17 protein-coding genes are annotated in these 21920 nt (G+C 37.4%); 6 read left to right on the forward strand and 11 right to left on the reverse strand.

What is annotated here, in order from left to right; translation table 11 throughout:
• The first annotated feature begins 238 nt into the window (after window positions 1-238).
• Window positions 239-589, forward strand: a complete 351-nt coding sequence (locus A3EM_RS0113770) for a phasin family protein (protein WP_020528800.1) — start codon at window positions 239-241, stop codon at window positions 587-589.
• A gap of 20 nt (window positions 590-609) precedes the next feature.
• Entirely contained in the window at window positions 610-2442 is a 1833-nt protein-coding gene (locus tag A3EM_RS0113775; protein WP_020528801.1) for an ABC1 kinase family protein, read from the forward strand.
• Between the two features lie 6 nt (window positions 2443-2448).
• On the opposite strand, the gene A3EM_RS0113780 is transcribed toward A3EM_RS0113775, so the two are convergent.
• Window positions 2449-3867, reverse strand: a complete 1419-nt coding sequence (locus A3EM_RS0113780) for a high affinity choline transporter 1 (RefSeq protein WP_020528802.1) — start codon at window positions 3865-3867, stop codon at window positions 2449-2451.
• Window positions 3868-3994: 127 nt separating this feature from the next.
• Between A3EM_RS0113780 and A3EM_RS42375 the strand changes: the two genes are divergently transcribed.
• Window positions 3995-4948: a glutamate--tRNA ligase family protein gene (locus A3EM_RS42375; RefSeq protein ID WP_020528803.1), complete on the forward strand. Its 954-nt coding sequence runs from the start codon at window positions 3995-3997 to the stop codon at window positions 4946-4948.
• Window positions 4949-4987: 39 nt separating this feature from the next.
• Window positions 4988-5785 carry a lipase family protein gene (locus A3EM_RS42380; protein ID WP_020528804.1) on the forward strand — a complete coding sequence of 266 codons (798 nt, stop codon included), beginning with the start codon at window positions 4988-4990 and terminating at the stop codon, window positions 5783-5785.
• Window positions 5786-5847: 62 nt separating this feature from the next.
• On the opposite strand, the gene A3EM_RS0113795 is transcribed toward A3EM_RS42380, so the two are convergent.
• Window positions 5848-7572: an IlvD/Edd family dehydratase gene (locus tag A3EM_RS0113795; protein ID WP_020528805.1), complete on the reverse strand. Its 1725-nt coding sequence runs from the start codon at window positions 7570-7572 to the stop codon at window positions 5848-5850.
• Window positions 7573-7862: 290 nt separating this feature from the next.
• Between A3EM_RS0113795 and A3EM_RS0113800 the strand changes: the two genes are divergently transcribed.
• Window positions 7863-8894, forward strand: coding sequence for a LacI family DNA-binding transcriptional regulator (locus A3EM_RS0113800; protein ID WP_020528806.1), 1032 nt, complete (start codon window positions 7863-7865; stop codon window positions 8892-8894).
• On the opposite strand, the gene A3EM_RS0113805 is transcribed toward A3EM_RS0113800, so the two are convergent.
• The 8 genes from A3EM_RS0113805 to A3EM_RS0113840 form a co-directional block, all read right to left on the reverse strand.
• Window positions 8891-9805, reverse strand: coding sequence for a CHAD domain-containing protein (locus A3EM_RS0113805; RefSeq protein WP_020528807.1), 915 nt, complete (start codon window positions 9803-9805; stop codon window positions 8891-8893). The two genes, A3EM_RS0113800 and A3EM_RS0113805, sit on opposite strands and share 4 nt — an antisense overlap.
• A 171-nt stretch (window positions 9806-9976) precedes the next feature.
• The gene (rnr, locus tag A3EM_RS0113810) at window positions 9977-12142 is read right to left on the reverse strand and encodes a ribonuclease R (protein WP_020528808.1); all 2166 of its coding nucleotides are present in this window, start codon (window positions 12140-12142) and stop codon (window positions 9977-9979) included.
• Between the two features lie 260 nt (window positions 12143-12402).
• Complete coding sequence (locus A3EM_RS47530; protein WP_157637883.1) at window positions 12403-12573, reverse strand: DUF896 domain-containing protein; 171 nt, start codon at window positions 12571-12573, stop codon at window positions 12403-12405.
• Between the two features lie 126 nt (window positions 12574-12699).
• Window positions 12700-15105: an endonuclease MutS2 gene (locus A3EM_RS0113820; protein ID WP_020528810.1), complete on the reverse strand. Its 2406-nt coding sequence runs from the start codon at window positions 15103-15105 to the stop codon at window positions 12700-12702.
• Between the two features lie 154 nt (window positions 15106-15259).
• Window positions 15260-15772 (reverse strand): shikimate kinase, encoded by a 513-nt coding sequence (locus tag A3EM_RS0113825; protein ID WP_020528811.1) that lies wholly within the window; start codon window positions 15770-15772, stop codon window positions 15260-15262.
• A gap of 180 nt (window positions 15773-15952) precedes the next feature.
• Window positions 15953-16825 carry a polysaccharide deacetylase family protein gene (locus tag A3EM_RS0113830; RefSeq protein ID WP_020528812.1) on the reverse strand — a complete coding sequence of 291 codons (873 nt, stop codon included), beginning with the start codon at window positions 16823-16825 and terminating at the stop codon, window positions 15953-15955.
• Window positions 16826-16928: 103 nt separating this feature from the next.
• Window positions 16929-17666: a tetratricopeptide repeat protein gene (locus A3EM_RS0113835; protein ID WP_020528813.1), complete on the reverse strand. Its 738-nt coding sequence runs from the start codon at window positions 17664-17666 to the stop codon at window positions 16929-16931.
• A 48-nt stretch (window positions 17667-17714) separates the two neighbouring features.
• Window positions 17715-18296 (reverse strand): RNA polymerase sigma factor, encoded by a 582-nt coding sequence (locus tag A3EM_RS0113840; protein ID WP_020528814.1) that lies wholly within the window; start codon window positions 18294-18296, stop codon window positions 17715-17717.
• 174 nt (window positions 18297-18470) lie between these two features.
• Here A3EM_RS0113840 and A3EM_RS0113845 point away from each other — a divergent pair, with 174 nt between their 5' ends.
• Window positions 18471-20489, forward strand: coding sequence for a PKD domain-containing protein (locus tag A3EM_RS0113845; RefSeq protein WP_020528815.1), 2019 nt, complete (start codon window positions 18471-18473; stop codon window positions 20487-20489).
• Window positions 20490-20561: 72 nt separating this feature from the next.
• On the opposite strand, the gene A3EM_RS0113850 is transcribed toward A3EM_RS0113845, so the two are convergent.
• Complete coding sequence (locus A3EM_RS0113850; protein WP_020528816.1) at window positions 20562-21902, reverse strand: Gfo/Idh/MocA family protein; 1341 nt, start codon at window positions 21900-21902, stop codon at window positions 20562-20564.
• Between the last annotated feature and the right edge of the window lie 18 nt (window positions 21903-21920).

A 21920-nucleotide genomic window follows, 5' to 3' on the forward strand; every position in this document is an offset into this window, starting at 1 on the left:
AAAAAATTAAAAAAATCAGTCCAAAAAAATCAAGACTTTGTCAGAAATGCAAGCCTATAATCATTATTTTAAAACAATTACCTCATGACTGTTGTCATATTTAATGACAATGTGCCAGTTTACTTTAGTGAATAGGATAGTATATATGAATAAAATGTTATGCATGCATAATAAATTAAAATTGTTTCCTACATTTGTATAGTAATTATTTTTAACATAAATATTAATTTAAGAAACCATGGAAGATCTATTTAAAAAATTCCTTTATACAGGAGTTGGGTTAGTAGCCTTAACTGCAGAAAAGATCCAAAAGGTGGTAGATGAACTTGTTAAAGAAGAAAGACTTACCCTTGATGAGGGCAAAAAAATTGTAGATGATTTTGTGAAAAATACAGAATCAAAAAAAGAGGAGTTTGAATCGCAAATGAAAACACTTACTGAAAAAACGGTAAGTTCCTTTAAATTTGCAACAGTAGAACAGTTAGATGAATTGAGATCTAGAATTGAGGCTTTGGAAGCAAAACAAGCTACAACCAAAACAACAAAATCTACCAAAACTACCGGGACTAAACCTGGCGCTTCTTCTTAAGATTTGAAAGAATTTTTTTTATGAGCCAAATCCTATATGGGGTTTGGCTTTTATTTTTTAGAGAGGAGGATTATAAAAGAATAATTTTTATTCTAAATTTAGCCTGCCACATTTGGTTCATTAATATCGATGGAAGGATTTATACTCTTAATTATTTTATTTTTCGAAAGAAGATGCTTTTTAAAACCGTAAAAAAATCTAATAGAATATGGGAAGTGATTCAGGTATTGTTAAGATACGGTTTTGAAGATATAGTTACAACTACACGCCTGAGCAGATTTATTCCTACCCAAAGCCGGGTGAATTGGATTAGGGCAGAAAAATCAGTTTTTGAATACACCAGGTGGGAAAGAATCAGGATGGTGATTGAAGATTTGGGCCCAACCTTTGTAAAACTGGCACAGGTTTTAAGTAACCGGCCAGAATTGTTGCCTGAGCCTTTGGTAGTAGAATTTCAAAAATTACAGGATAAGGTACCTCCTTTCTCAAGTGAGCAGGCACGGGAAATTGTAGAGAAAGAAATAGGACAATCAATAGATGATTTATTTGTCTATTTTGATGAAGTGACTTTGGGATCAGCTTCAATTGGTCAGGTGCACAGAGCCAGATTAATTTCCGGGGAGGATGTCGTGATAAAAGTGCAAAGACCAAAAGCAGAGGTTACCGTTAAAACCGATTTAGCTTTACTAAAAGATTTGGTTAAGATTCTGGAGAATTTTTTCCTGAATCAGGGTATTCTCAATCCGCTGGAGATTGTAGATACTTTTGAGAAAATTATGTTGAGTGAGTTGGATTATGAAACTGAAGCTATCAATTTAATTAGTTTTAAAAAATTATACGGAGATCATCCTGAATTTTATATTCCCAAAACTTTTAAGGAATTTTCCACCAAAAAAATTCTGGTCATTGAATTTGTGAGTGGATGTAAAATTTCAGATAAAATTCAATTAGAAGCCTGGGGATTGAGCCCGAAAGTAATTGCTGAAAAAGGAATGGATATTTACCTCACTCAGATTTTTGAGTTTGGGTTTTTCCATGCGGATCCTCATCCTGGAAATGTTTTAATCAGGCCAAATGGGACTATTGTACTCATCGATTTTGGCATGGTAGGGAAACTGACCAGGCAAAATAAATATGCCTTTGCCGGTGTGTTTATTGGATTGGCCCAACAGGATGCCAAAGGGATGGCAATCAATTTGAGAAGGCTGGCGGTAGATAGCGATATTGATGACATGAGGGCCTTTGAGAATGATTTATATGAGTTAATTGAGGATATGGTTATTTATGATTATGAAGAAGGAGGAATGACCGAATTAACCATCAGGCTGCAAGAATTAATTTATAAATACCAGTTAAAAGTGCCGGGGTCTATCTTTATGATTTTACGTGCACTTGCTATTCTGGAAGGAATTGGGAATATTCTTCATCCGAATTTTAAAGCGCTGGAATTTATAAAGCCTTATGGAGCGAAGCTATTGAAAGAGCAATTTTCTGTAAAAAACCTAGGCCTCGATTTATATTATACCAGTTCTCAATTGAGCGCACTGTTATATAATTTACCCTTTGAAATACGCTCAATTCTCAAGAAAATAAGGAAAGGGAATTTAAATCTGAATATTGATATATCCGGATTAGATACCTTAAATAAGGGCCTTGATTATGCTGCCCACACCATAGTGTTGGGTTTAATTTCGGCTGCCTTATTTATCGGAACTTCTGTAAGTATAAACTCCAGAATTGTAGAACAAATGCCAACTTTATTCGGCTTACCCTGGCTTACCTTCCTTGGTTTTGCGCTTTCGGCTTTTTTTGCAGTCATGTTATTTTTTCATTCCTTTAGAAATAATAAATAAGGAAATTTAAAGCCTCTTAGGTTCAAGGTTTTCTTCACTATCTTCTTTGTTTTCTTCAAATTTATTTCCAGCTATATTTCCTATTAACAGACCAAAAAAGCTGGCAAGTAATCCTGGTAAAACAGATGGTATTTCCCCAGAAATAAATTCAAAAATTATCCAGATCGTCATTCCGAAAAACATAGAGAACAAAGCTCCTGTCTCGTTACTTTTTTTCCAGTAAATTCCTGCAATTAAGGGCACAAAAAGAGATACCAGGCTAAAAGATGAAGACATGGCCACAAGGTCGTAAATATTTCCTTCAAAATTGGCCAAAACCAGTGATAAAATAGTCACCAGAATTACAGACAATCGGAGGTATTGAAGTAATTTATAGTCCTCTATTCTACCTGTATTTGGTTTGATGATATTTTCGGCCAAAATCGAGGCAGGAGCAAGAATGGCTCCACTCGATGTGCTCATAATAGCAGAAAGTAATGCTCCAAAAAACATTGTTTGGACGAATGTGTTTGTGTGATTTAATACCACAAAAGGCAAAGCTAACTGAGAATCTCCGGATAAAAGTTCAGGATACAATTGTTTGGCGCAAAGTCCGATAAAAAGAGGTATAAAACCAATGGTTAAATACATAAATCCTCCAATATGAGAAGCTGTTACCGCCACTTTTTCGGATTTTGCTGCCATTACCCGTTGGAAAATATCCTGCTGAGGAATCGAGCCTAAACCAATAGTGATCCAGGCGGCAAGGTAGGCCAGAATTGAAGTGAATTCAGGTTTGGGTAAAATACTAAAAAAATCAGGAGGAGTGTTATCAATAACCTGACTAAAACCACCAGCGGCCTGCCCAATATGAAATGCCAAAAATAATAAACCTCCAATTATGATAATTGTCTGTATAAAATCGGTAACTGAAATAGCCCACATGCCCCCGATATAGGTATAAACCACTACAGCCCCTGCACCTAGTACCATTCCGATAGCTGTGGGAATGCCTGCAACCACATTAAGTAATAAGCCAATTGCCACAAACTGAGCTGCTATCCAACCGAAATAAGAGGGAACCAGAAGAAGACTGGCCACAAACTCAGTTTTCCTTCCAAATTTGATCCTGTAAAAATCTCCAAAAGTCAGGATTTTCATTTTATATAAAGGGCGGGCAAAAAATAGTCCTACCAAAAATAGACACAGAGAGGCTCCAAAGGGATCTTCAATTACTCCCAATAATCCATGGGACATAAATTCTGAGGAAGAACCCAGAATGGTTTCAGAACCAAACCATGTGGCAAACAGAGCAGAAGCAGCTAAGGGGAGGGGAAGTCTTCTCCCCGCTAAAACAAAATCCTCTGAATTTTTTACAAACCTGGATGCCCAAATACCTATAAGAAGCGTAAAAAGAAGGTAGGCAATTATTGAAAATATCAGCAATGCTAAATGAATTAAAAGTTATTAATAAGCCATAGTGATATTGGAATAAGGTATAGGAAATGGTAAAATTAGAAAATGAATTGCTTAATTTTAATTTCCGGGAACAGGGAAAGGATAATTAACTTAATTGATACTTAGAAACAATATTAATATTAAAACCAGAATTGCCCCAACTCCAAGTGGTTATTTGCACTTGGGGAATGTATTTTCCTTTGTAATTACATGGGTTTTGGCTAAAAAATCCGGGGGCACTGTTCATCTGAGAATTGATGACCTTGATGAGGCAAGGAAGAGAAATGTCTACATTGAAGATATTTTCCTGACACTTGACTGGCTAAAGCTACAGGTAGATTCAGGGCCTTCCGGAGCGGAAGATTTTGAAAAGAATTTTTCCCAAAAACACCGCCTTGATTTATACCGAAATGCATTAGAAAAATTAAAGAGAATGAATTCCGGGCTTTTTAGTTGTGATTGTTCGAGGTCAAAAATAAAAAGACATAGTCCAGATGGGCAATACCCTGGTTTTTGCCGGAATACAAACAATCAGGATCAAAAGGGTTTTGCCCTTCGGATTAAAACCGAAAATCCCACTGCCATTCATTTCCAGGATATGTTGCAAGGTAATTTGGAAATAGATCTTTATCAGGAAATACGAGACTTTGTCATTCGGAAAAAAGATGGCCTTCCTGCCTACCAGTTGGCTTCACTGGTAGATGATATGGTGGATGATGTCAATTTAATTGTGAGGGGAAAAGATCTTTTATCTTCTACTGCTGCCCAGCTTTTTCTGGCTCAAAAATTAAATGAAGAAAAGTTTATACAAAACCGGTTTCTTCATCATCCACTTATTCTGGAAAATCCTGGTGATAAAATGTCCAAATCCCATCAATCTCTGTCCATAAAATACCTAAGAGAAAGTAATGTAAGTTCATCCTCAGTATTTGAAACTATTGGAAAATGGATGAATCTAAAAGCTAAAAAAATTGATTCCATACATGCTCTTCTGGAAGCATTTGAATTTCAGGCTTTGCCAAAAAGTGCAATCTGCCCTGGTGATAACGTTTTGGGAAATACTCTATGAGTATTCAAAGGATTTCTAAACCAAATCTATCCAAAACCAATGAAAATTTTTGAACCAAAATCAAGCAAATTTAACCGATACCATGCACTGGCAACCGCACAAGCTGCCGCCCTTGTCTATGAAGATTGGGACAAGGTAGAAAAGGAAGTAAAGAAAGAGGGGTATAATCAGTTCTGTTACTTTGATTGTGAAGGGACTCAGGCTTTCCTTGCCGGAAATGATGATACATTGCTACTTTCCTTTAGAGGAACTGAGCCTGATAAACTTGAAGATATCATGACCGATTTGGATATCAACTTTGTAGACGGACCATTTGGCAGAGTGCATGATGGCTTTAACAGGGCTTTAAATTGTATTATTTGGGATGTAGTGGAAAAAGTTAAATTTTATAGAAAAAGCAACCAATCTCTTTTTGTAACAGGTCACAGCCTTGGTGCTGCTTTGGCTACTCTGGCATTTGCCTACCTGGAAAAAGAAGGAATTTCCACGGATGCGCTTTATACCTTTGGGCAACCAAGGGTTGGGAATGAGGAATTCGCTCAAGGTTTTAATCTGAAGTTTAAGGAAAAGGCTTACAGAATTGTGAATAATAACGATATTGTAACCAGGGTACCAATGCGGATAATGGGATATAGCCATGTTGGGACTCATTTTTACTTCGATTCAGAAGGAAATTTACATGAGGATCCAAAATTGAGCTGGTGGTTTAAATTTACCGATAGCATTAAGGGAAATATTGAAGATTTTGGAAAAAGCGGTCCAGATAATATTAACGATCACAATATGCTGGAATATTTGGGATTGTTGAAAAACCAACTCCATACAAAAGCGGCATAAATTAAAAAAGGAGATATATTATCAATTATCGTATTATGATTATATCTCCTTTTAAGTATTGATTAATGGGAATCCCTTTTCACAACTGAGCCTGATTTACCTTTTAGGAAATCCATATCTGCTCCTTTATGCGATTGCTCTACGTGTTTAATATACAAACCTACGTATCCACGTTTGGATTCTTCTAACACAACTGGTTTCCAGCTTTTCTTTCTTTGTGCAAGTTCTTCCTCGGAAATATCCAGGTGCAATTTTCTTTGTTCCACATCCAGTTCAATCATATCGCCATTCTGCACTATTCCTAAAGTTCCACCCACGGCTGATTCCGGGGAAACATGAAGAACCACAGTACCATAGGCTGTTCCACTCATTCTTCCATCGGAAATTCTTACCATGTCAGTAATTCCCTTTTTTAGAATTTTTGTGGGTAATCCCATGTTTCCTACCTCTGGCATTCCCGGATATCCCTTTGGTCCTACATTCTTCAAAACCATTACACAGGTTTCATCAATATCCAGATTTGGGTCATTTACCCGGGCGTTATAATCTTCAATATTTTCAAATACAACTGCCCTTCCTTTATGTTTCATTAACTCCGGTGTAGCTGCTGAAGGTTTTATAACCGCCCCATTTTCCGCAAGGTTCCCCTTTAAAATTGCAATTCCAGCTTCCTCTATTAATGGTTTTTCTATGGTGGCAATTACTTCCTCATTATAGCATTCTGCCTCCTGGTTATTTTCTCCTATGGGTTTCCCATTTACGGTAATGGCCTCATTGTGTAAGTGCTCTTTCAACTGGCTGATTATAACAGGGAGACCTCCGGCATAAAAAAAGTCCTCCATTAGGAATTTCCCGGAAGGCATTAAATTGAGCAAGAGGGGAATTCTACTTCCAAGATCATCAAAATCTCTTAAATCAAGTTCTACACCGATTCTTCCGGCAATTGCAGACAAATGAATGATAAAATTAGTAGAGCCTCCAATAGCCGCATTTACTTTGATAGCGTTTTCAAAGGCTTCCCTGGTCAGAATTTTTTCTATAGTGAGATCTTCCTTCACCATTTCCACAATCCTTCTTCCAGTCATATGTGCCAGAACTTTTTTCCTTGAATCAACGGCAGGAATTGCAGCTGCTCCAGGCAAAGTCAGCCCTAAGGATTCTACCATACAGGCCATGGTAGAAGCAGTTCCCATAGTCATACAATGTCCGGCACTTCTCGACATACAAGCTTCACCATGAAAAAAATCTTCCTCTGTGATATTACCGGCCTTTAAATCCTCATGAAACTTCCAAACATGGGTTCCCGAACCGATGTCTGTACCTTTATATTTGCCATTAAGCATTGGCCCTCCTGGCATCACGATGGTTGGTAGTCCTACACTGGCAGCTCCCATCACCAAAGATGGAGTTGTTTTGTCACAACCCGTCATCAGGACTACTCCATCGATAGGATTTCCTCTAATAGATTCTTCCACATCCATACTTGCAAGATTCCTGAATAGCATGGCTGTTGGTTTAAGCAGGGTTTCTCCCAGAGAAGTCACAGGAAACTCTACTGGAAAGCCACCAGCTTCATAAACACCTCTTTTTATCACTTCCGCAAAATCCCTGAAGTGGGCATTGCAAGGAGTAAGTTCAGACCAGGTATTACAAATACCAATAACTGGCCTTCCGTCAAACTCATGGTCGGGGATTCCCTGGTTTCTCATCCAGCTTCTGTAGATAAATCCCATTTTATCTCTTTTCCCAAACCATTCGTGACTTCTTAAACCTTTTTCTTTTTTCATTTTCTTAGTTATTAAATAATAAGTAGTTGGTATATAATTTTTGTTTTAAAACCAGATTAAGTTAATTTATTGGGAGTGAGACCTTTCTATTGACCAGGGTCTTGAGTATAAGCGCATGTTTTTAGTAAATTACCTCGTAGTTGGTAATTACGCCTTAAATTACAAATGGAAAATTGATAATAAAATAGATTTAATTTTTTATCTTAAAATAATCCTAATTTTGTACCTTAATAAATAATCAATATAAATTACAGGGCAATCCAAACACACAGGCTTAACAATTTTAATATATGAAGAGAAGTAGCAGAATAACCATAAAAGATTTGGCAAAGCAGTTGAAAATTTCCACCTCCACAGTTTCAAGAGCTTTGCGGGATCATCATGAAATAAAAGCAGAAACCAAAAAAGCTGTGCTGGAACTCGCAAAGAAACTGGATTACCAGCCCAATGAAGTTTCTTTAAGCCTTCTAAAGAAAAAAACTAAAATGATAGGGGTAGTAGTACCAAAAATGGGCTACCACTTTTTTTCTGCAGCACTGGATGGCATTGAAGCCGTAACCCAAAAAGCCGGTTATACGGTAATGGTGTGCCAGACCAATGAATCTTATGAAAGGGAAGTACAGAATATTCGGAATATGGCTGCAGGTAGGGTAGATGGGGTTTTAGTTTCGGTTTCGGGAGAAACAAAGGATTATGAGCATTTCAGACAGCTCCAACGTAAGGGCATTCCGTTAGTATTTTTCGATAGGGAATGTAAAAGTATTGAAGCTTCAAGAGTATTGGTGGATAATTATGGGGCTTCCTGTAAGGTGGTGGAGCACCTGGCAGAAATGGGATGCAAAAAAATTGCTTATTTGGGAGGTCCACATTCTCTGGCTTTAAGCAATACCAGGCTACAAGGTTACAAAGATACTTTGGAGCGATTAGGTTTACCCATTGAAGAGAAGTGGGAAGTACATTGTGATGTAAGTAGGGATGGAGCCAGGATTGCCGCTGAAAAATTAATTGACCAGGAGGATATACCAGATGCCATTTTTGCCATGAGTGACAGACTGGCCACTACTGCCATGGGCTTATTAAAAGAAAGAAATATCAAAATTCCTGATGATATTGCAGTGGTTGGCTTTAATAATGAACCTATAGCGCCAATCATGACTCCCTCCCTTACTTCGGTAAAGCAATCGGAATTTGAAATAGGGCAACTTGCGGCAGAAATCCTGCTTAATGAGATCGATAGTGATGATGAACTGGAGGTACCTATTTCAAGAATGATAAAAACGGAGTTGATTATAAGAGAATCCTCTAAAAAAATAAAATCTTAAGATTTCATTTCAAGGGTTGCCGTTTTATAATTGGCAATTATACGAGCTGAAAAACTTTTACTATTTTCCGCAAAAATCTTCTTTCCTGCGAAATAAGCAACTTTTCGGAGTTGCTCTATTTCCTGTTCCAATATTTCGTGTAAAATGGTTGCATGAAATCGCTTTTCCAACTTTAGGTTTTCTGTTTCCAATTGCTCTTTCAACATTTCATAATCATGATCTTCCCCTAAAATGGTAGCGAGGTTGGATATTTCCAGAAGCCAGGGTTCAATAACCGGTGGCCAGGCGTTTTTAAGAAATGAAACCATATTGGCCAGGTATTTTACATTTTTCCGCCATTCGTGAAAATTTTCTCCATTTGGATGCTTATAAGCCACGGCCATTGTTTTTTGTGCGGCCTTGTAGATTTCATCCAGTCCCCGTTGCCAACTGGAATAAAGTTTCTTTTGCAATTTCCATTTACCGATCTGCTCCTCTCTTACCGAAAGGGTGTTTTTAACATTTTGGATGGATTGCTCCCAATTAAGACTGTCTTTTTCCAATTCCAGCCTTCTGGCAAAAAGTAACTCTCTGCATTCATTAATGATGTCAGCGGTACTTCCGGTGGGATATTTTTCGTGCAGGCGGGTGAGACATTCCATGAGTGAAGTAATATCTCTTAATGCGGAAATTTCCCTGCTTAAATTACGAAAAGAAGCATCTTCCTTTAAAAATTTTTTGTTTTTTAATTCCTTTCTGATCAATCTGAGAAGGGCCCGGAGTTTTTTAAATGATTTTCTAGATTCATGGATAGCGTGATGCTGATCAGGCTCTGAAGTAAGATTGAATTGAATAGTTTCTATTAAAGCTAAGGCTACCCGTTTGACCTCAGTATTGCATTTTTGGGAAGGATCAAATTCTAGTGTGGTCATTAATCATCATTTTCTAAGGTTGGAAGATGGTGAAATGATTAATGCAGAGATTCAAATCAAGGATTAATCCTCTTATTTGAATAATGCTCTACAAATCATTTGCCTTTAAAAATAAACCAGAAAATGATAATTAGAAATGAAAGCTGATTTAATTGTGGGTAATTATTTCTTTTAATCCAGTCGTCCAATTAATTCTAAATCAATTGTCCTTTTATCCAGATTTGTAGCTTTCACTTTCACCCTCAGGGGATCACCAATCATGAACTTTTCCTTAAACTTTTTCCCAATTACCATTTGAGCCTCTTCATCATAGGCATAATAATCATCTTTCATATCGGATAACCTGATCATCCCTTCGCACTTGGTTTCATTCATTTCCACATAAATACCCCAGTCGGTAGTGCCGGAAATGAAACCATCCAGTTCTTTGTTCAGAAAGGTTTCCATAAATTCCACTTGTTTGTATTTAATGGATGCTCTTTCCGCATCAGCAGCTCTTTTTTCCCTTTCTGAAGAATGTTTACATTTTTCTTCATATTCCTTTTTATCCACAGGCTGGCCACCATCAAGATAATGTTGCAGTAAGCGATGTGCCATCATATCCGGGTATCTTCTGATGGGGGAAGTAAAGTGAGAATAGTGTTTAAATGCTAAACCATAATGCCCGATAGGCTCAGTAGTGTACCTTGCCTTAGCCATTGTACGGATAGCCTGATACTGGATAATATTCTGAATGGTTTTACCCTCAATATCTTTGGATAACTGGTTAAGGGATTTGGAAAAAGCTCCTCCTGATTCCTGGGAAATATTATACCCAAACCTTTTTAGAAACTTGGCAAAAATATCTACCCTTTCAGGATCTGGATCTTCATGTACCCGGTAAACCATCGTATTTTTCACCTTCCCCTTTCTTTGGTTAAAGACAAACTCAGCCACTCTTTTGTTGGCTAAAAGCATAAATTCCTCAATCAATTTATGCGCATCTTTCCTGATTTTTGGAAAAAGCCCAACTGGTTTTCCTTTCTCATCCAGTTCAAAATATAATTCCACTGATTCGAAGGAAATTGCCCCGGCCCTAAACCGCTTTTTATTGAGCAATTTTGCCAGTTCATTAAGTTTAAATAGTTCCTCCTTAAAATCTCCTTCTCCGGTTTCTAAAACCTCCTGAGCCTCTTCATAAGTAAACCTTCTGTCAGAGTGAATAACAGTTCTTCCAAACCATTCTTCTATGATATTGCCTTTAGGGTCAAGCTCAAAAATGGCGGAAAAAGTAAGTTTATCCTCATTTGGCCTGAGCGAACATAAACCATTGGAAAGATTTTCCGGAAGCATGGGTACGGTTCGGTCTACCAGATAAACAGATGTAGCTCTTCTAAAAGCTTCTTTTTCCAAAATAGAATTAGGCTTTACATAGTGAGTAACATCGGCAATATGCACACCGATTTCCCAATTTCCATTATCCAGTTGCTTTACGGAAAGAGCATCATCAAAATCTTTTGCAGTAAGGGGATCGATGGTAAATGTGGTAGTATCCCTTAAATCTCTTCGCTTTTTTATTTCACTTCCCGGGATTTCGAGTGGAATTTTATTGGCTTCTGCTTCTACTTCCTGCGGAAAATCGAAAGGCAAACCATACTCAAACATGATTGCATGTATTTCAGTATCATTTTCACCTGATTTTCCCAGTACCCTGGTTACTTTTCCAACAGGGCTGTCATCTCCATGTGGCCATTCTATAATTTTTATAACCACTTTATCTTTGTGCTCCGCACCATTTATATCATCAAGCGGAATAAAAATATCAGTATGGATTTTTCTGCTGTTGGGTACTACAAAGGCAAATCGGTTGGAAATTTCAATATGGCCTACAAATTCCTCAGTGTTTCTTTCAACAATTTCCACTACTTCACCTTCCAGCCTGTTTCTCCGGCTGTTTTTATAAACCCGGATTTTCACTTTATCCCGGTCCATGGCGCCTCTTAAACTTCCCGATTTCACCCATACATCTTCAGCATTTTCTTCCCCTTCGGGAATGATGTAGGCAAACCGGGCATTTACGAAGTCAACCGTCCCTGTTACGTGTTCTGTTTCAGCAGAAGTCACGGATTGATACGTTTCGTTTGGATGCTTGTGAATCAGATCTTTTTTAGCCATCGCATTTAAAAATGCCTCCAATTCAATTTTGGCATTGTGTTTCCTAACTTTAAGTGCTTTGGCGATTTTTTTCAGTGTGAACCTTTGGAAAGGTTTTTCATTAAGGAAAGCAAGTACCATTTTTCCTAACTGCGCAGTGTTACTTCTTCCACTGGTCTTCTTTCTTCTTTTTTTGTGTTTCATTAATTTTAAAAATAATCATTAAAAAAATTAAAATGGCAATTCATCATCCATTTTAAATAAAATATTTGGGGGATTTTTTTCTTTGATATCAACTTCTCTAACTATCCTTCTCTCAATGGGCGGGGCTATAAAAATTTGATTCTCTGTAGAATCCTCGAATGCAAAAGAAAGGGAAATTTTTAAAAATCAAAATTTATTTTTTGGAGAGGGGTGTATTTTAATCCGGGAATAGCTTTAAATAGATATTCCCGGAAAGGGGGTTAATAATCAATTTCTTCGAAGTCCGGGCTAGATTCTACATACATTTCCTTTAAATCTTCTAACTCTTCGGACTCCTCTGGGGATAGGCCTTCATAATCTTTTTTTTCATTCAAAGTATTAATCCTTGAATAGGCCTGGCTCGGTGAGAGCGAATAAAGGTCCGTTTCCATAAGCATTTTGATTTAGCTTGTTTGGTTAAGCAAAATAATTTTTACTATGTTAAAAAATTTCTGCTTTTGTTTAGTTAGCCTGATGTTAAGAAATTTTTAACCCAAAAACAAGTTTTTTATCGAAAATCACCTGAAATTAACGATAGTGACTCCATGCCCTCCACGGTCCGCATGTTCATCCTCCATCCTTTTCACTTCTTTTACATTCCTCAAGTGATCCCTTATAACCTGGCGTAAAATTCCATCTCCTTTCCCATGAACAATGTTAATGGAAGATTGCCCAAGCATGATAGCTTCATCCACAAACTCATCCAGAATGGTAAGTGCTTCTTCAGCTCTTTTCCCTCTTAAGTCGATATTTGGCTTAAATTCAGCCATTTTTTTATTAATATTAATAGAGGCGGTGTATCCTGCAGCTTTTTTCTGTTGTTTTTTGAAAACCTTTCTTGAAACCTTTACCAGACGCTTGAGTTTAATTTTGGTTTTTAACTCTCCGATACCCACCGTGGCATCCTTATTATTAATATCCAACACTTCCCCAATAGCTTCCTGGCCTTCAATTTTCACCATATCACCAATAGAGATATCTCCACCAATTATCTGGATTTCCTCCGTTGGTTCCTCAGGCTTTTTCTCTTCCGTTTTCACAGGCTTAATAGTCTTTTTAAAGGATTCCAAATCCTTCCTTACAGCCTTTGTAAGATTCTTTTCAGCCTTATTTTCTTTTATTGCACGGATGGTATTCTCAATTTTCTGATTAGCGGATTTCAGTAGGCGATCAGCCTCAAGTTTCGCTTCATTGAGTAACTTCTTCTTATTTTGTTCCTGAAAATCCTTAAGCGATTCATATTTGTCTTTAGCTACTTTTAGCTGGGATTCCAGCCTTTCCAGGTCTCTGGTTTTATCCTGTAATTCTTTTTTCTCCTGTTCCAGCTGGCTAAGTAGTTTCTCAATATTGATGTATTTGGATCCCACCTTTTTTCGGGCATTGCTCACAATTCTTTTGGGTAAACCGATATTTTCGGCAATTTCCAAAGCGAATGAACTACCCGGCTTACCAATTTCCAATTGATAAAGGGGTTTCAAATGTTCTACATCATATCGCATAGCACCATTTATCAGGCCTTCAGTTCGGTCTGCATAAAATTTCAGGTTGGCATAGTGGGTGGTGATTACCCCTTGTGCTTTTTTGTAATTCAAACTTTCCAGAATAGACTCGGCAATGGCTGCTCCCAGTTGTGGCTCTGTACCTGAACCGAATTCATCAATTAAGCAAAGTGTTCGGTGGTTGGAATGAAGCACAAAATGTTTCATATTGGTCAGGTGAGAAGAGTAGGTACTCAGGTCATCTTCCAGAGATTGTTCATCACCAATATCCATGAAAATATTTTTGTAAAATCCCATTTTTGAGGTTTCCAGAATTGGCACCAGCAAACCACACTGAAACATATACTGAATTAATCCGATTGTTTTCAGGGTTACCGATTTACCTCCGGCATTCGGACCGGAAATCAGCAAAATTCTGTTTTCTTCTGAAAGCCTGATATTCTGGGGAATAACCTTTTTATCCAGTCTTTTATAGGAAAGGTAAAGCAATGGATGAAAAGCATTGTACCATTCTATGCCAGGCTCATTGTTGGCATCTGGTCGGATTGCTTCCAGCTCAATGCCTAATTCAGCTTTTGCTCTGATAAAATCCAGAATTCCCAAAAACTGATTGGCTTTTCGCAAACTTTCTACCGATGGCCTTACCTTGTCTGTAAGTTTAGTCAGGATTTTAATAATTTCCTGACGTTCTCTCATTTCCAGCTCCCTGATTTCATTATTGATATTCAGAACTTCTTCCGGTTCAATATAAACCGTCTGGCCGGTTGCGGATGAATCATGGATAAAGCCTTTTACTTTTCTTTTGTATTCTGCTCCAATGGGAATTACCATTCTTCCTTCTCTGATGGTAGCCGAAACTCCATCTTTGGCAATACCCAGACTTTTGAAGTTTCTTAAGATCTGGTCCAGCTTTTTCCTAAGACTATTTTGTTCACTATTTATTCGCTGTCTTATTCTTGCCAGTTCGGGAGAAGCATTGTCTCGCATTACCCCTTTTTCATCAATTACGGCTTCAATATCGGTTAAAATCTGACGGTCAAATTCTACCTGTTGGCTGATATTTTTGAGTTCGGGGTATTCATCTTCTTCATCTGCTTCAAAAAAGGCCAGACATCTTGATAATGTGGTGAGTGCCTTTTTCAAATCGTAAAATTCCTCTTCATATAAAAAAGTCCCCCCAATGGAAGCTTTTTTCAGGCTTTCTCCAATATCCAGATAATTGTTTTTGGGAAATTCAGTACCACTCGACAATATCTTTACAAATTCTTCAGCCTGCAATCCTAATTTTCGAACCAGGTCAAAATTGTCCGAAAATCTCATCTTATCTACAAAAGTTTCTCCTACAGCCCCTTCACATTTTTCCTTTAAAAGCGCTCTAATGCGGTCGAAACCAATTTTTTCTTCAAAATTTTTTGGGTATAACATTTTCTTAATTTCAATATTTTTTACTAGGCGTTTTAAGTGTTTGGATGGACGTAACAAGTATTTAAATTACCATAACTGATTGATATTGAGTAGTTTTTGCTCAATATTTAAGAGGTTCTGGTGCGAAATGGTTTTGCCGACACACTAAAATTACCTATTGTTGATTCAATTTGCTGATTACAAATTCATGGGAAATTTCCTTACCTGAAAGCTTGAGATTGGCTTTTTCATAGAAAGGCAATCTTAACTTTAGCTTCTTTTCAAGTTCTTCTTCCAGTGCTTTTTCCTTAAAATCATTGAGCAAGGGTCTGGAGCCATGTTGTTGCATACTTCTTCTGGCCAGTTCTTTTACAGGCACATACAGAAAAATGGAAAATCCGTTTTTTAAGATAAAATCCATGTTTTCAAAAAAACAGGGAGCTCCTCCACCAGTGGCAATTACAGTCCTGGCTGGGATGGTATTCTCCAATATTTCCTTTTCCAAATCCCTGAAATAAGCCTCTCCTTTTTCCCTAAATAAATTACTTATTGAAGTACCAGCTTTCTCTACCAGAACTTCATCCAAATCAATAAATTCGAAGTTCAGGGCCTTAGCCAAAGCTTTTCCAAAAGTTGTTTTTCCGGACGCAGGCATCCCCACAAGATAGATTCTCTCTGGTTTTTCCATAAGTAGTATTTTCGCAATCAGATTTTTGGACTGCAAATTTAGGAAAAAGGGGACGCAGGAGAATCATTCTGCTGAAAAAAGATAAGATATGAGTAGGTAATCTAATTTTATAATCTGGCTCAAGTAGAAACAAAGCAGCACTTAAGCCAGGTGGTGTATAATTAAGGGTGAATAAAAAATCTAATTTTCTTTTTTAAGATCTGAATATTTCACCAGTTTTATTCCCTTTTCCTTTATCGCCTTTTTCACTCTTTCATCGGTAAGGGCAAGGGTTACACCGTTTCTGTCTGCAGCTACATCCATATAACCCACATGTCCTATCGCTTGCATTTCAGATGTATCCAATCCGGGATGGTCTACAAAAAGCCAAAGACCAGGTGTGAGCGAATCCAGGCTTTTAATGAAATTTTCAACTTTCTCCTCAGGAGTCGTGTGAGAACCTCCAAATCCAGGCATTCTTTGAACATCAAAATCTTCCGGGTAAATATCAATTTGATATTCCTCCCCTAACTTTTTAGCTAATTCCTTTACTTTCGGATCCATGTGAGTAAAACCCATGTGATCGGTGAAATGGGAAAGATGGGGCAAATATTTTTTAGCCAATTCTATTTGAGCACGCAATTCAGCTTCTATTTCTTCAAGTTTCCATTCACTTTCCAGAAGAAATGTTGCATCTTCTTTGCGTTTCTCATTTGGCCAAATTACTGGATGAAAGTAACCATCCTGATCTACCAGACTTGGGGCATGAGTTAGTGGACGCCATTTTAAATTCTGCCATTCGCTGGTCAATACTAAGTGAATGCCAACATCAAGATCTGGTCGTTCTGCCAGCATTTTTGCGGCTTCAGGAAACCAGGGACCAGGAACCATAATTTCCACAGAAGTTGCAACTCCCTTTTCAAGGGTCTCCATACAGGCCAGATTTACAGCATGGGAAAACCCAATATCATCCACTCGAATGATGAGCTTGATTTCTTCAGAATTTTGTTGGATTTGAGCGCAACCGGTTATGACCAGGCAAAAAAGAATAATAAGGGTAAAAAACTTTTTCATTTTCGAAGTAAATTTATCGCACTATTTATAAAGTCTTTAAATATACTTCAAATTGGGGAAACTATCCTAAAAATTGAAAGGACTTGTTTTTGAGCAAGTAATCTTAATTTAATTGTTCCAATAATTCTCCAGCGCGTTTTTTATAGCTGTTGTCTGATTTGGCAATAGACTCGAAAATATTTTCCGCTTTTTTTAGGTCATTTTGTTTCAGATAAATTAAGCCCAGGTACCATTGGGCAGGATCTTTAAATTTTGCATCCCCGCTTTCGGCAACCTGATTTAAAACCACAATTGCCTGATCCGTTTTTCCAATTTCCATCAGGCTTAAGCCATAATAAAAGCGATAGGCCAGAGGCGCATCATTTTTTTCCAATTCTTTTTCCAGTAAAATAATGGCTGTATTGTAGTCGGCAATTTCGTAGTACTGCAGTATATCCGTTTGAATATTTTCTACACCCCTCACCTGAGGACTGACAATATTGGGGTAGGGCTTATAAAATTCTGTATAAATGGCGGTATTGTCAATGGATTGAAACAGGAAAAAGTAACCGAAAAAAAGAAATAAAATGACTGAGGCTGCAAATCCAAACTTAATATAGTTAGGGATTAACTTTTTATTAATAGCCTTTGCTCCTGATTTATCCGATTGAATAAGTTTTTGTTTGAGTTCTTTGTTAAAATGTGCATTAAGGCTGATAAGCAAATCTTTTTGTAGCTCTACCTCCTTACTAAAGGCTTCTTCAATTTGCATATAAGCTTTAAATGCATTCAATTCTTCACCCTGCATTTTTCCCTTCAAAAAGGCATCAATCTGATCAATATCGTATTTAAATTCAGCCATCAATTGTACATATCTTGTTAATATAAGTTAATGATATATTCGGTTTTTTTACCCTAAATCTCCCTTGGAAAATCTGGCTTTCACCAACTTTTTTAATTCATTCATACACCTTACTTTCTGGGATTTCACCACTTTCTCATTTTTATAATTTAATTCTCTGGCAATGATTTCCATAGAATAAGATTTGTAGTAATAAAGTTTCAAAATAGAATAGCATGGTTCTTTTAAAAACTTCAGAAGCGATACTATTTTTTCCTGTTTTTCAGAAAGAATAATCATTTGATCCACTATTTCTCTTGGCTCGATAGGAGCATCAAAATGCTCATCCTTCAGTTCCTCCCTGTTATTTTTATTTATTATCTTGATTGTCAGGTTTTTAGCAATGGCAAAAATGTAAGTTTTTAATGAACAATTCAGTTCGGTGATTTTCTTTTTCCGAATGTTATCATTGAATGCAATGATAGCATCCTGGAATATATCTTCACATTCTTCAGCTGATAATAAAAAGTTTTTTTGCCCCCAACTGATGTAATTTCCTTTGTAAAGCTGGTAAACCTTTACCAGAGAATTTTCGTCTCCTTTCCTTAGACGCTCAAATAAATCTTTATCTCCCGAAATGGATACTGTCATTTTATTATCTTCAAAATGGATTTGTAAACAAAAATCTAAAATTTTTTCAATTCCTGTTTACCTCTTCAATTCTTAATGAATTAAAACGCAAAACCGGGAAGACATCCTTAGCAGAGGATTCCCGTAAGAACCAAAACTGCAAATTATTTTTTTGAATAAGAAAACTTATAACCGATGAAGTTAAAAAACTTTTATTTTGCAACATTACTTTTATCATTTTTCATTTTTAGTTGTTCTGAAGATGAAGAACCAACTCCCGATACGCTGGTGGTAAATGCCGGCCCTGATCAGACGGTTGATGTTGGTGAACTAGTAAATCTAATTGGTACAGCTACTGATGCATCAGGAAATGCCCTTACATACTCCTGGACTATCACCTCCAAACCAAGTGGAAGTACAGCTGCTCTTTCGGGAGCAAATGGAGAAACCCCGACCTTTACCCCCGATGTAGAAGGGGAGTATATTATCTCTCTTAGTGTAAATAACACCATAAGTACAAAGACAGATGATGTAAAAATTACAGCAGAAGGAGTGCCTTTAAAAACCATTGAGCTTTCCGGAACCATATCGGAGGATTCAATTCTGGTGGATATTTTCTCAGATGATACACCTGATTACCTGGTTACCGGAAATTTAACCATCAACGGAACAGCAAAACTTACCATTAAGCCCGGTGTAATTATAGCTGTAGAGGCTGATGAAAGAATTTGGGTGGATGGAGATGCTACCATAGAGGCAATTGGTACTGCTGATAATAAGATCATTTTTACCGGAAAACAAGAATCACCAGGTTACTGGAAAGGTTTAGTAGTTTGGACTAAATCCAATGAAAATGTTCTGGATTATGTAGAAGTAAAATATGGTGGAAGTGGTGACCATGGATTTGGAGTTGGAAAAACGACCCTGGGAATAGGAGATGATGGAAAACTTTCCATTAAAAATTCAATCATTTCAAATAGTGGTGACTATGGCCTGTTTGTGGAAACAGCAGCATCGTTCAATGAATTTATGAACAATGAAATAAAAAATAATACTGGTATAGCTGCGGCCATGAATATCAGCCAAACGGAAAAACTTGACAACATATCCAAGTTTAGTGAAGGAAATGGCGATAATAGTATAGAATTATTCGGATCAACACTTGATCAATCAGTGGCTATCACAGTGCCTGCTTTTAATGACAATACACCATATTATGTCACAGGTAACCTTGATATCAATTCTGGGCTTATCGTTTCTCCTGGAGTTACTTTTGCCTTTGCCAGCGATAAGAGAATCTGGGTGGAAGGTGAAGGTTACATGACTGCCATTGGTACTGAAGTATCACCAATTGTGTTTACAGGTAAGGACGAAACCGTTGGCTATTGGAAAGGTTTAGTGATATGGACCAATAACCTTGATAATAAATTGGATTATGTGGAAGTATCCTACGGAGGAAGTAGTAGCCATGGTTTTGGCGTAGGAAAAACTTCTTTGGGAATTGGAGATGATGGAAAATGTAGCATTACAAATTCTACCATTTCATATAGTGATGACTATGGTTTATATGTTGAAAGAGATGCTTCTATTATTGATTTTTCCAAAAATAAGCTCATGAATAATAAAAATATTGCCATGACAATTGGAATCATTAATATTGCTCAACTAGATTCTGAAACTACATTTACCGACAATGGAGATAATAGTGTAGAGGTAATTGCTTCTACCTTAAATAATGCAACAGAGGTAACTTGGCCAGCACTTTCAACAGGCGCATCTTATTTTGTAAGTGGGAATTTGGAAATCGAAAGTGGGGTGGTAGTAAATCCCGGGGCCATTTTCAAAGTAGGAAGTGATAAAAGAATTTGGGTTGATGGCGAAGGGTATATGACTGCCAAAGGAGATGCTTCCAACAAAATAATATTTACAGGAAAATCTGAAACAGCCGGTTATTGGAAAGGTTTAGTATACTGGACCAATAATACAAAAAATGAAATCGAATTTGCGGAAGTTTCCTACGGAGGTAGCTCAGGTCATGGATTTGGTGTGGATGCCACAAACCTTGGCCTTGGAGATGGAGGAAAACTTAGTGTTAAAAATTCAACGTTTACTAATAGTGCAGGGTACGGAATTTTTTCAGAATCAGGAACTACCCTCACACAAGAATCAAATACTTTTAGTAATAATGCATCAGGTGATTTGGAAATCAATTAAGCATTAATTCTTATTTTGAATAAAAAAGCCTCTCCAATTACGGAGAGGCTTTTTTGTGTATTATAATATGAATTAAATTACTTTGGTTACTCCAGGAACCGGCACTGGATAGAATCCGTTGGAATCCGGCATTACCGGAGGCTCAGCATCAAAGGCATATTTTGTAGGCATGATGGTGATTTCCGAGTTTAAGGCTTCATCCCAGGTTAATTGCTGGCCTGAATAAGTTGCCATTCTACCAAAAATAGCAGTCATGGTACTCTTTGCGCCATTCTCGGCATCGGCAAATTTATATTCGCCATTGGCTACAGCAGCAAACAGTTCATCGTGTTCCTGCTGATAAGGATTTGGATCATCCTTATCCCTGTGGGCCCAAACTTTATTTCCCTTCAGGTCGGTTATCATCGTTTTACCCTGAGTAGTTGCTCTTCCTTTCGTACCAATTAAAAACTCAGAAACTCTGTTCATACAGCCTTTAATGTGTCTGCACTGACTGGAAAGCACGGTTCCATCTTCGTACTCAAATTCTACAAAATGGTGATCGAAAATCTGACCATGATCTTTTCCTTTTCTTACTTCTCTACCTCCCATTCCCTGAGCTTTTACAGGATAAGCATTTTTTGCCCAATTCACTACGTCTATGTTGTGAATATGCTGCTCTACGATATGGTCACCGCACAACCAGTTGAAATAATACCAGTTTCTCATTTGGTATTCCATTTCAGTTTGCCCATCTTGTCTTTCCCTCACCCAAACTCCACCACCATCCCAGTAAGCCTGGGCTGCTACTACTTCTCCAATTTCACCACCATGTACTCGCTTCATTAATTCTTTGTAGCTATTCTGATAATGTCTTTGAAGACCAACAACTACATTTAATTTTTTCTCTTTTGCTTTTTCAGCTGAAGCCAAAACCTGTCTCACACCAGCAGCATCAGTTGCTACAGGTTTTTCCATGAATACATGTTTGTTATTTTCAACAGCATAATCGAAATGAATTGGTCTGAAACCAGGAGGTGTAGCCAGTAGGACTACATCTGCCATATCAATAGCCTGCTTATAACCATCAAACCCAACAAATTTATGCTCTTCCTTTACATCTATTTTTGATTTATCAACACTTTCATGATTGATAATTTTATCAAAACTAAAATCAAGTCTGTCACGGAAGGCATCAGCCATGGCAACCAGTTTTAAATTTTGCTTGGTACTAAGTGCCTGTACAGCTGCTCCGGTACCCCTTCCTCCACAACCAATCAATGCTATTTTAATGGTATCATCCACTGAAGTGTGATAACCTGCAGCCTGAACGGCAAAAGGAGTAAGAATCATTCCTCCTGCAGCAGCAGCAGAGCTTTTCACAAAATTTCTTCTGTTCAACCCAAATGAAGGGTTTGTTTCATTCTTTTTCATTGACATATTAGTTTTTAT

This window comes from Flexithrix dorotheae DSM 6795 (assembly GCF_000379765.1).
Taxonomy (GTDB): Bacteria; Bacteroidota; Bacteroidia; order Cytophagales; family Flammeovirgaceae; genus Flexithrix; species Flexithrix dorotheae.

Excerpts from the sequence above, each read along its gene's own strand:
- A3EM_RS0113770 (WP_020528800.1), top strand. The coding sequence starts at position 239 with ATGGAAGATCTATTTAAAAAATTCCTTTATACAGGAGTTGGGTTAGTA.
- A3EM_RS0113775 (WP_020528801.1), top strand. The coding sequence starts at position 610 with ATGAGCCAAATCCTATATGGGGTTTGGCTTTTATTTTTTAGAGAGGAG.
- A3EM_RS42380 (WP_020528804.1), top strand. The coding sequence starts at position 4,988 with ATGAAAATTTTTGAACCAAAATCAAGCAAATTTAACCGATACCATGCA.
- A3EM_RS0113795 (WP_020528805.1), bottom strand. The coding sequence starts at position 7,572 with ATGAAAAAAGAAAAAGGTTTAAGAAGTCACGAATGGTTTGGGAAAAGA.
- A3EM_RS0113800 (WP_020528806.1), top strand. The coding sequence starts at position 7,863 with ATGAAGAGAAGTAGCAGAATAACCATAAAAGATTTGGCAAAGCAGTTG.
- A3EM_RS0113805 (WP_020528807.1), bottom strand. The coding sequence starts at position 9,805 with ATGACCACACTAGAATTTGATCCTTCCCAAAAATGCAATACTGAGGTC.
- rnr (WP_020528808.1), bottom strand. The coding sequence starts at position 12,142 with ATGAAACACAAAAAAAGAAGAAAGAAGACCAGTGGAAGAAGTAACACT.
- A3EM_RS47530 (WP_157637883.1), bottom strand. The coding sequence starts at position 12,573 with ATGGAAACGGACCTTTATTCGCTCTCACCGAGCCAGGCCTATTCAAGG.
- A3EM_RS0113820 (WP_020528810.1), bottom strand. The coding sequence starts at position 15,105 with ATGTTATACCCAAAAAATTTTGAAGAAAAAATTGGTTTCGACCGCATT.
- A3EM_RS0113825 (WP_020528811.1), bottom strand. The coding sequence starts at position 15,772 with ATGGAAAAACCAGAGAGAATCTATCTTGTGGGGATGCCTGCGTCCGGA.
- A3EM_RS0113830 (WP_020528812.1), bottom strand. The coding sequence starts at position 16,825 with ATGAAAAAGTTTTTTACCCTTATTATTCTTTTTTGCCTGGTCATAACC.
- A3EM_RS0113835 (WP_020528813.1), bottom strand. The coding sequence starts at position 17,666 with ATGGCTGAATTTAAATACGATATTGATCAGATTGATGCCTTTTTGAAG.
- A3EM_RS0113840 (WP_020528814.1), bottom strand. The coding sequence starts at position 18,296 with ATGACAGTATCCATTTCGGGAGATAAAGATTTATTTGAGCGTCTAAGG.
- A3EM_RS0113845 (WP_020528815.1), top strand. The coding sequence starts at position 18,471 with ATGAAGTTAAAAAACTTTTATTTTGCAACATTACTTTTATCATTTTTC.
- A3EM_RS0113850 (WP_020528816.1), bottom strand. The coding sequence starts at position 21,902 with ATGAAAAAGAATGAAACAAACCCTTCATTTGGGTTGAACAGAAGAAAT.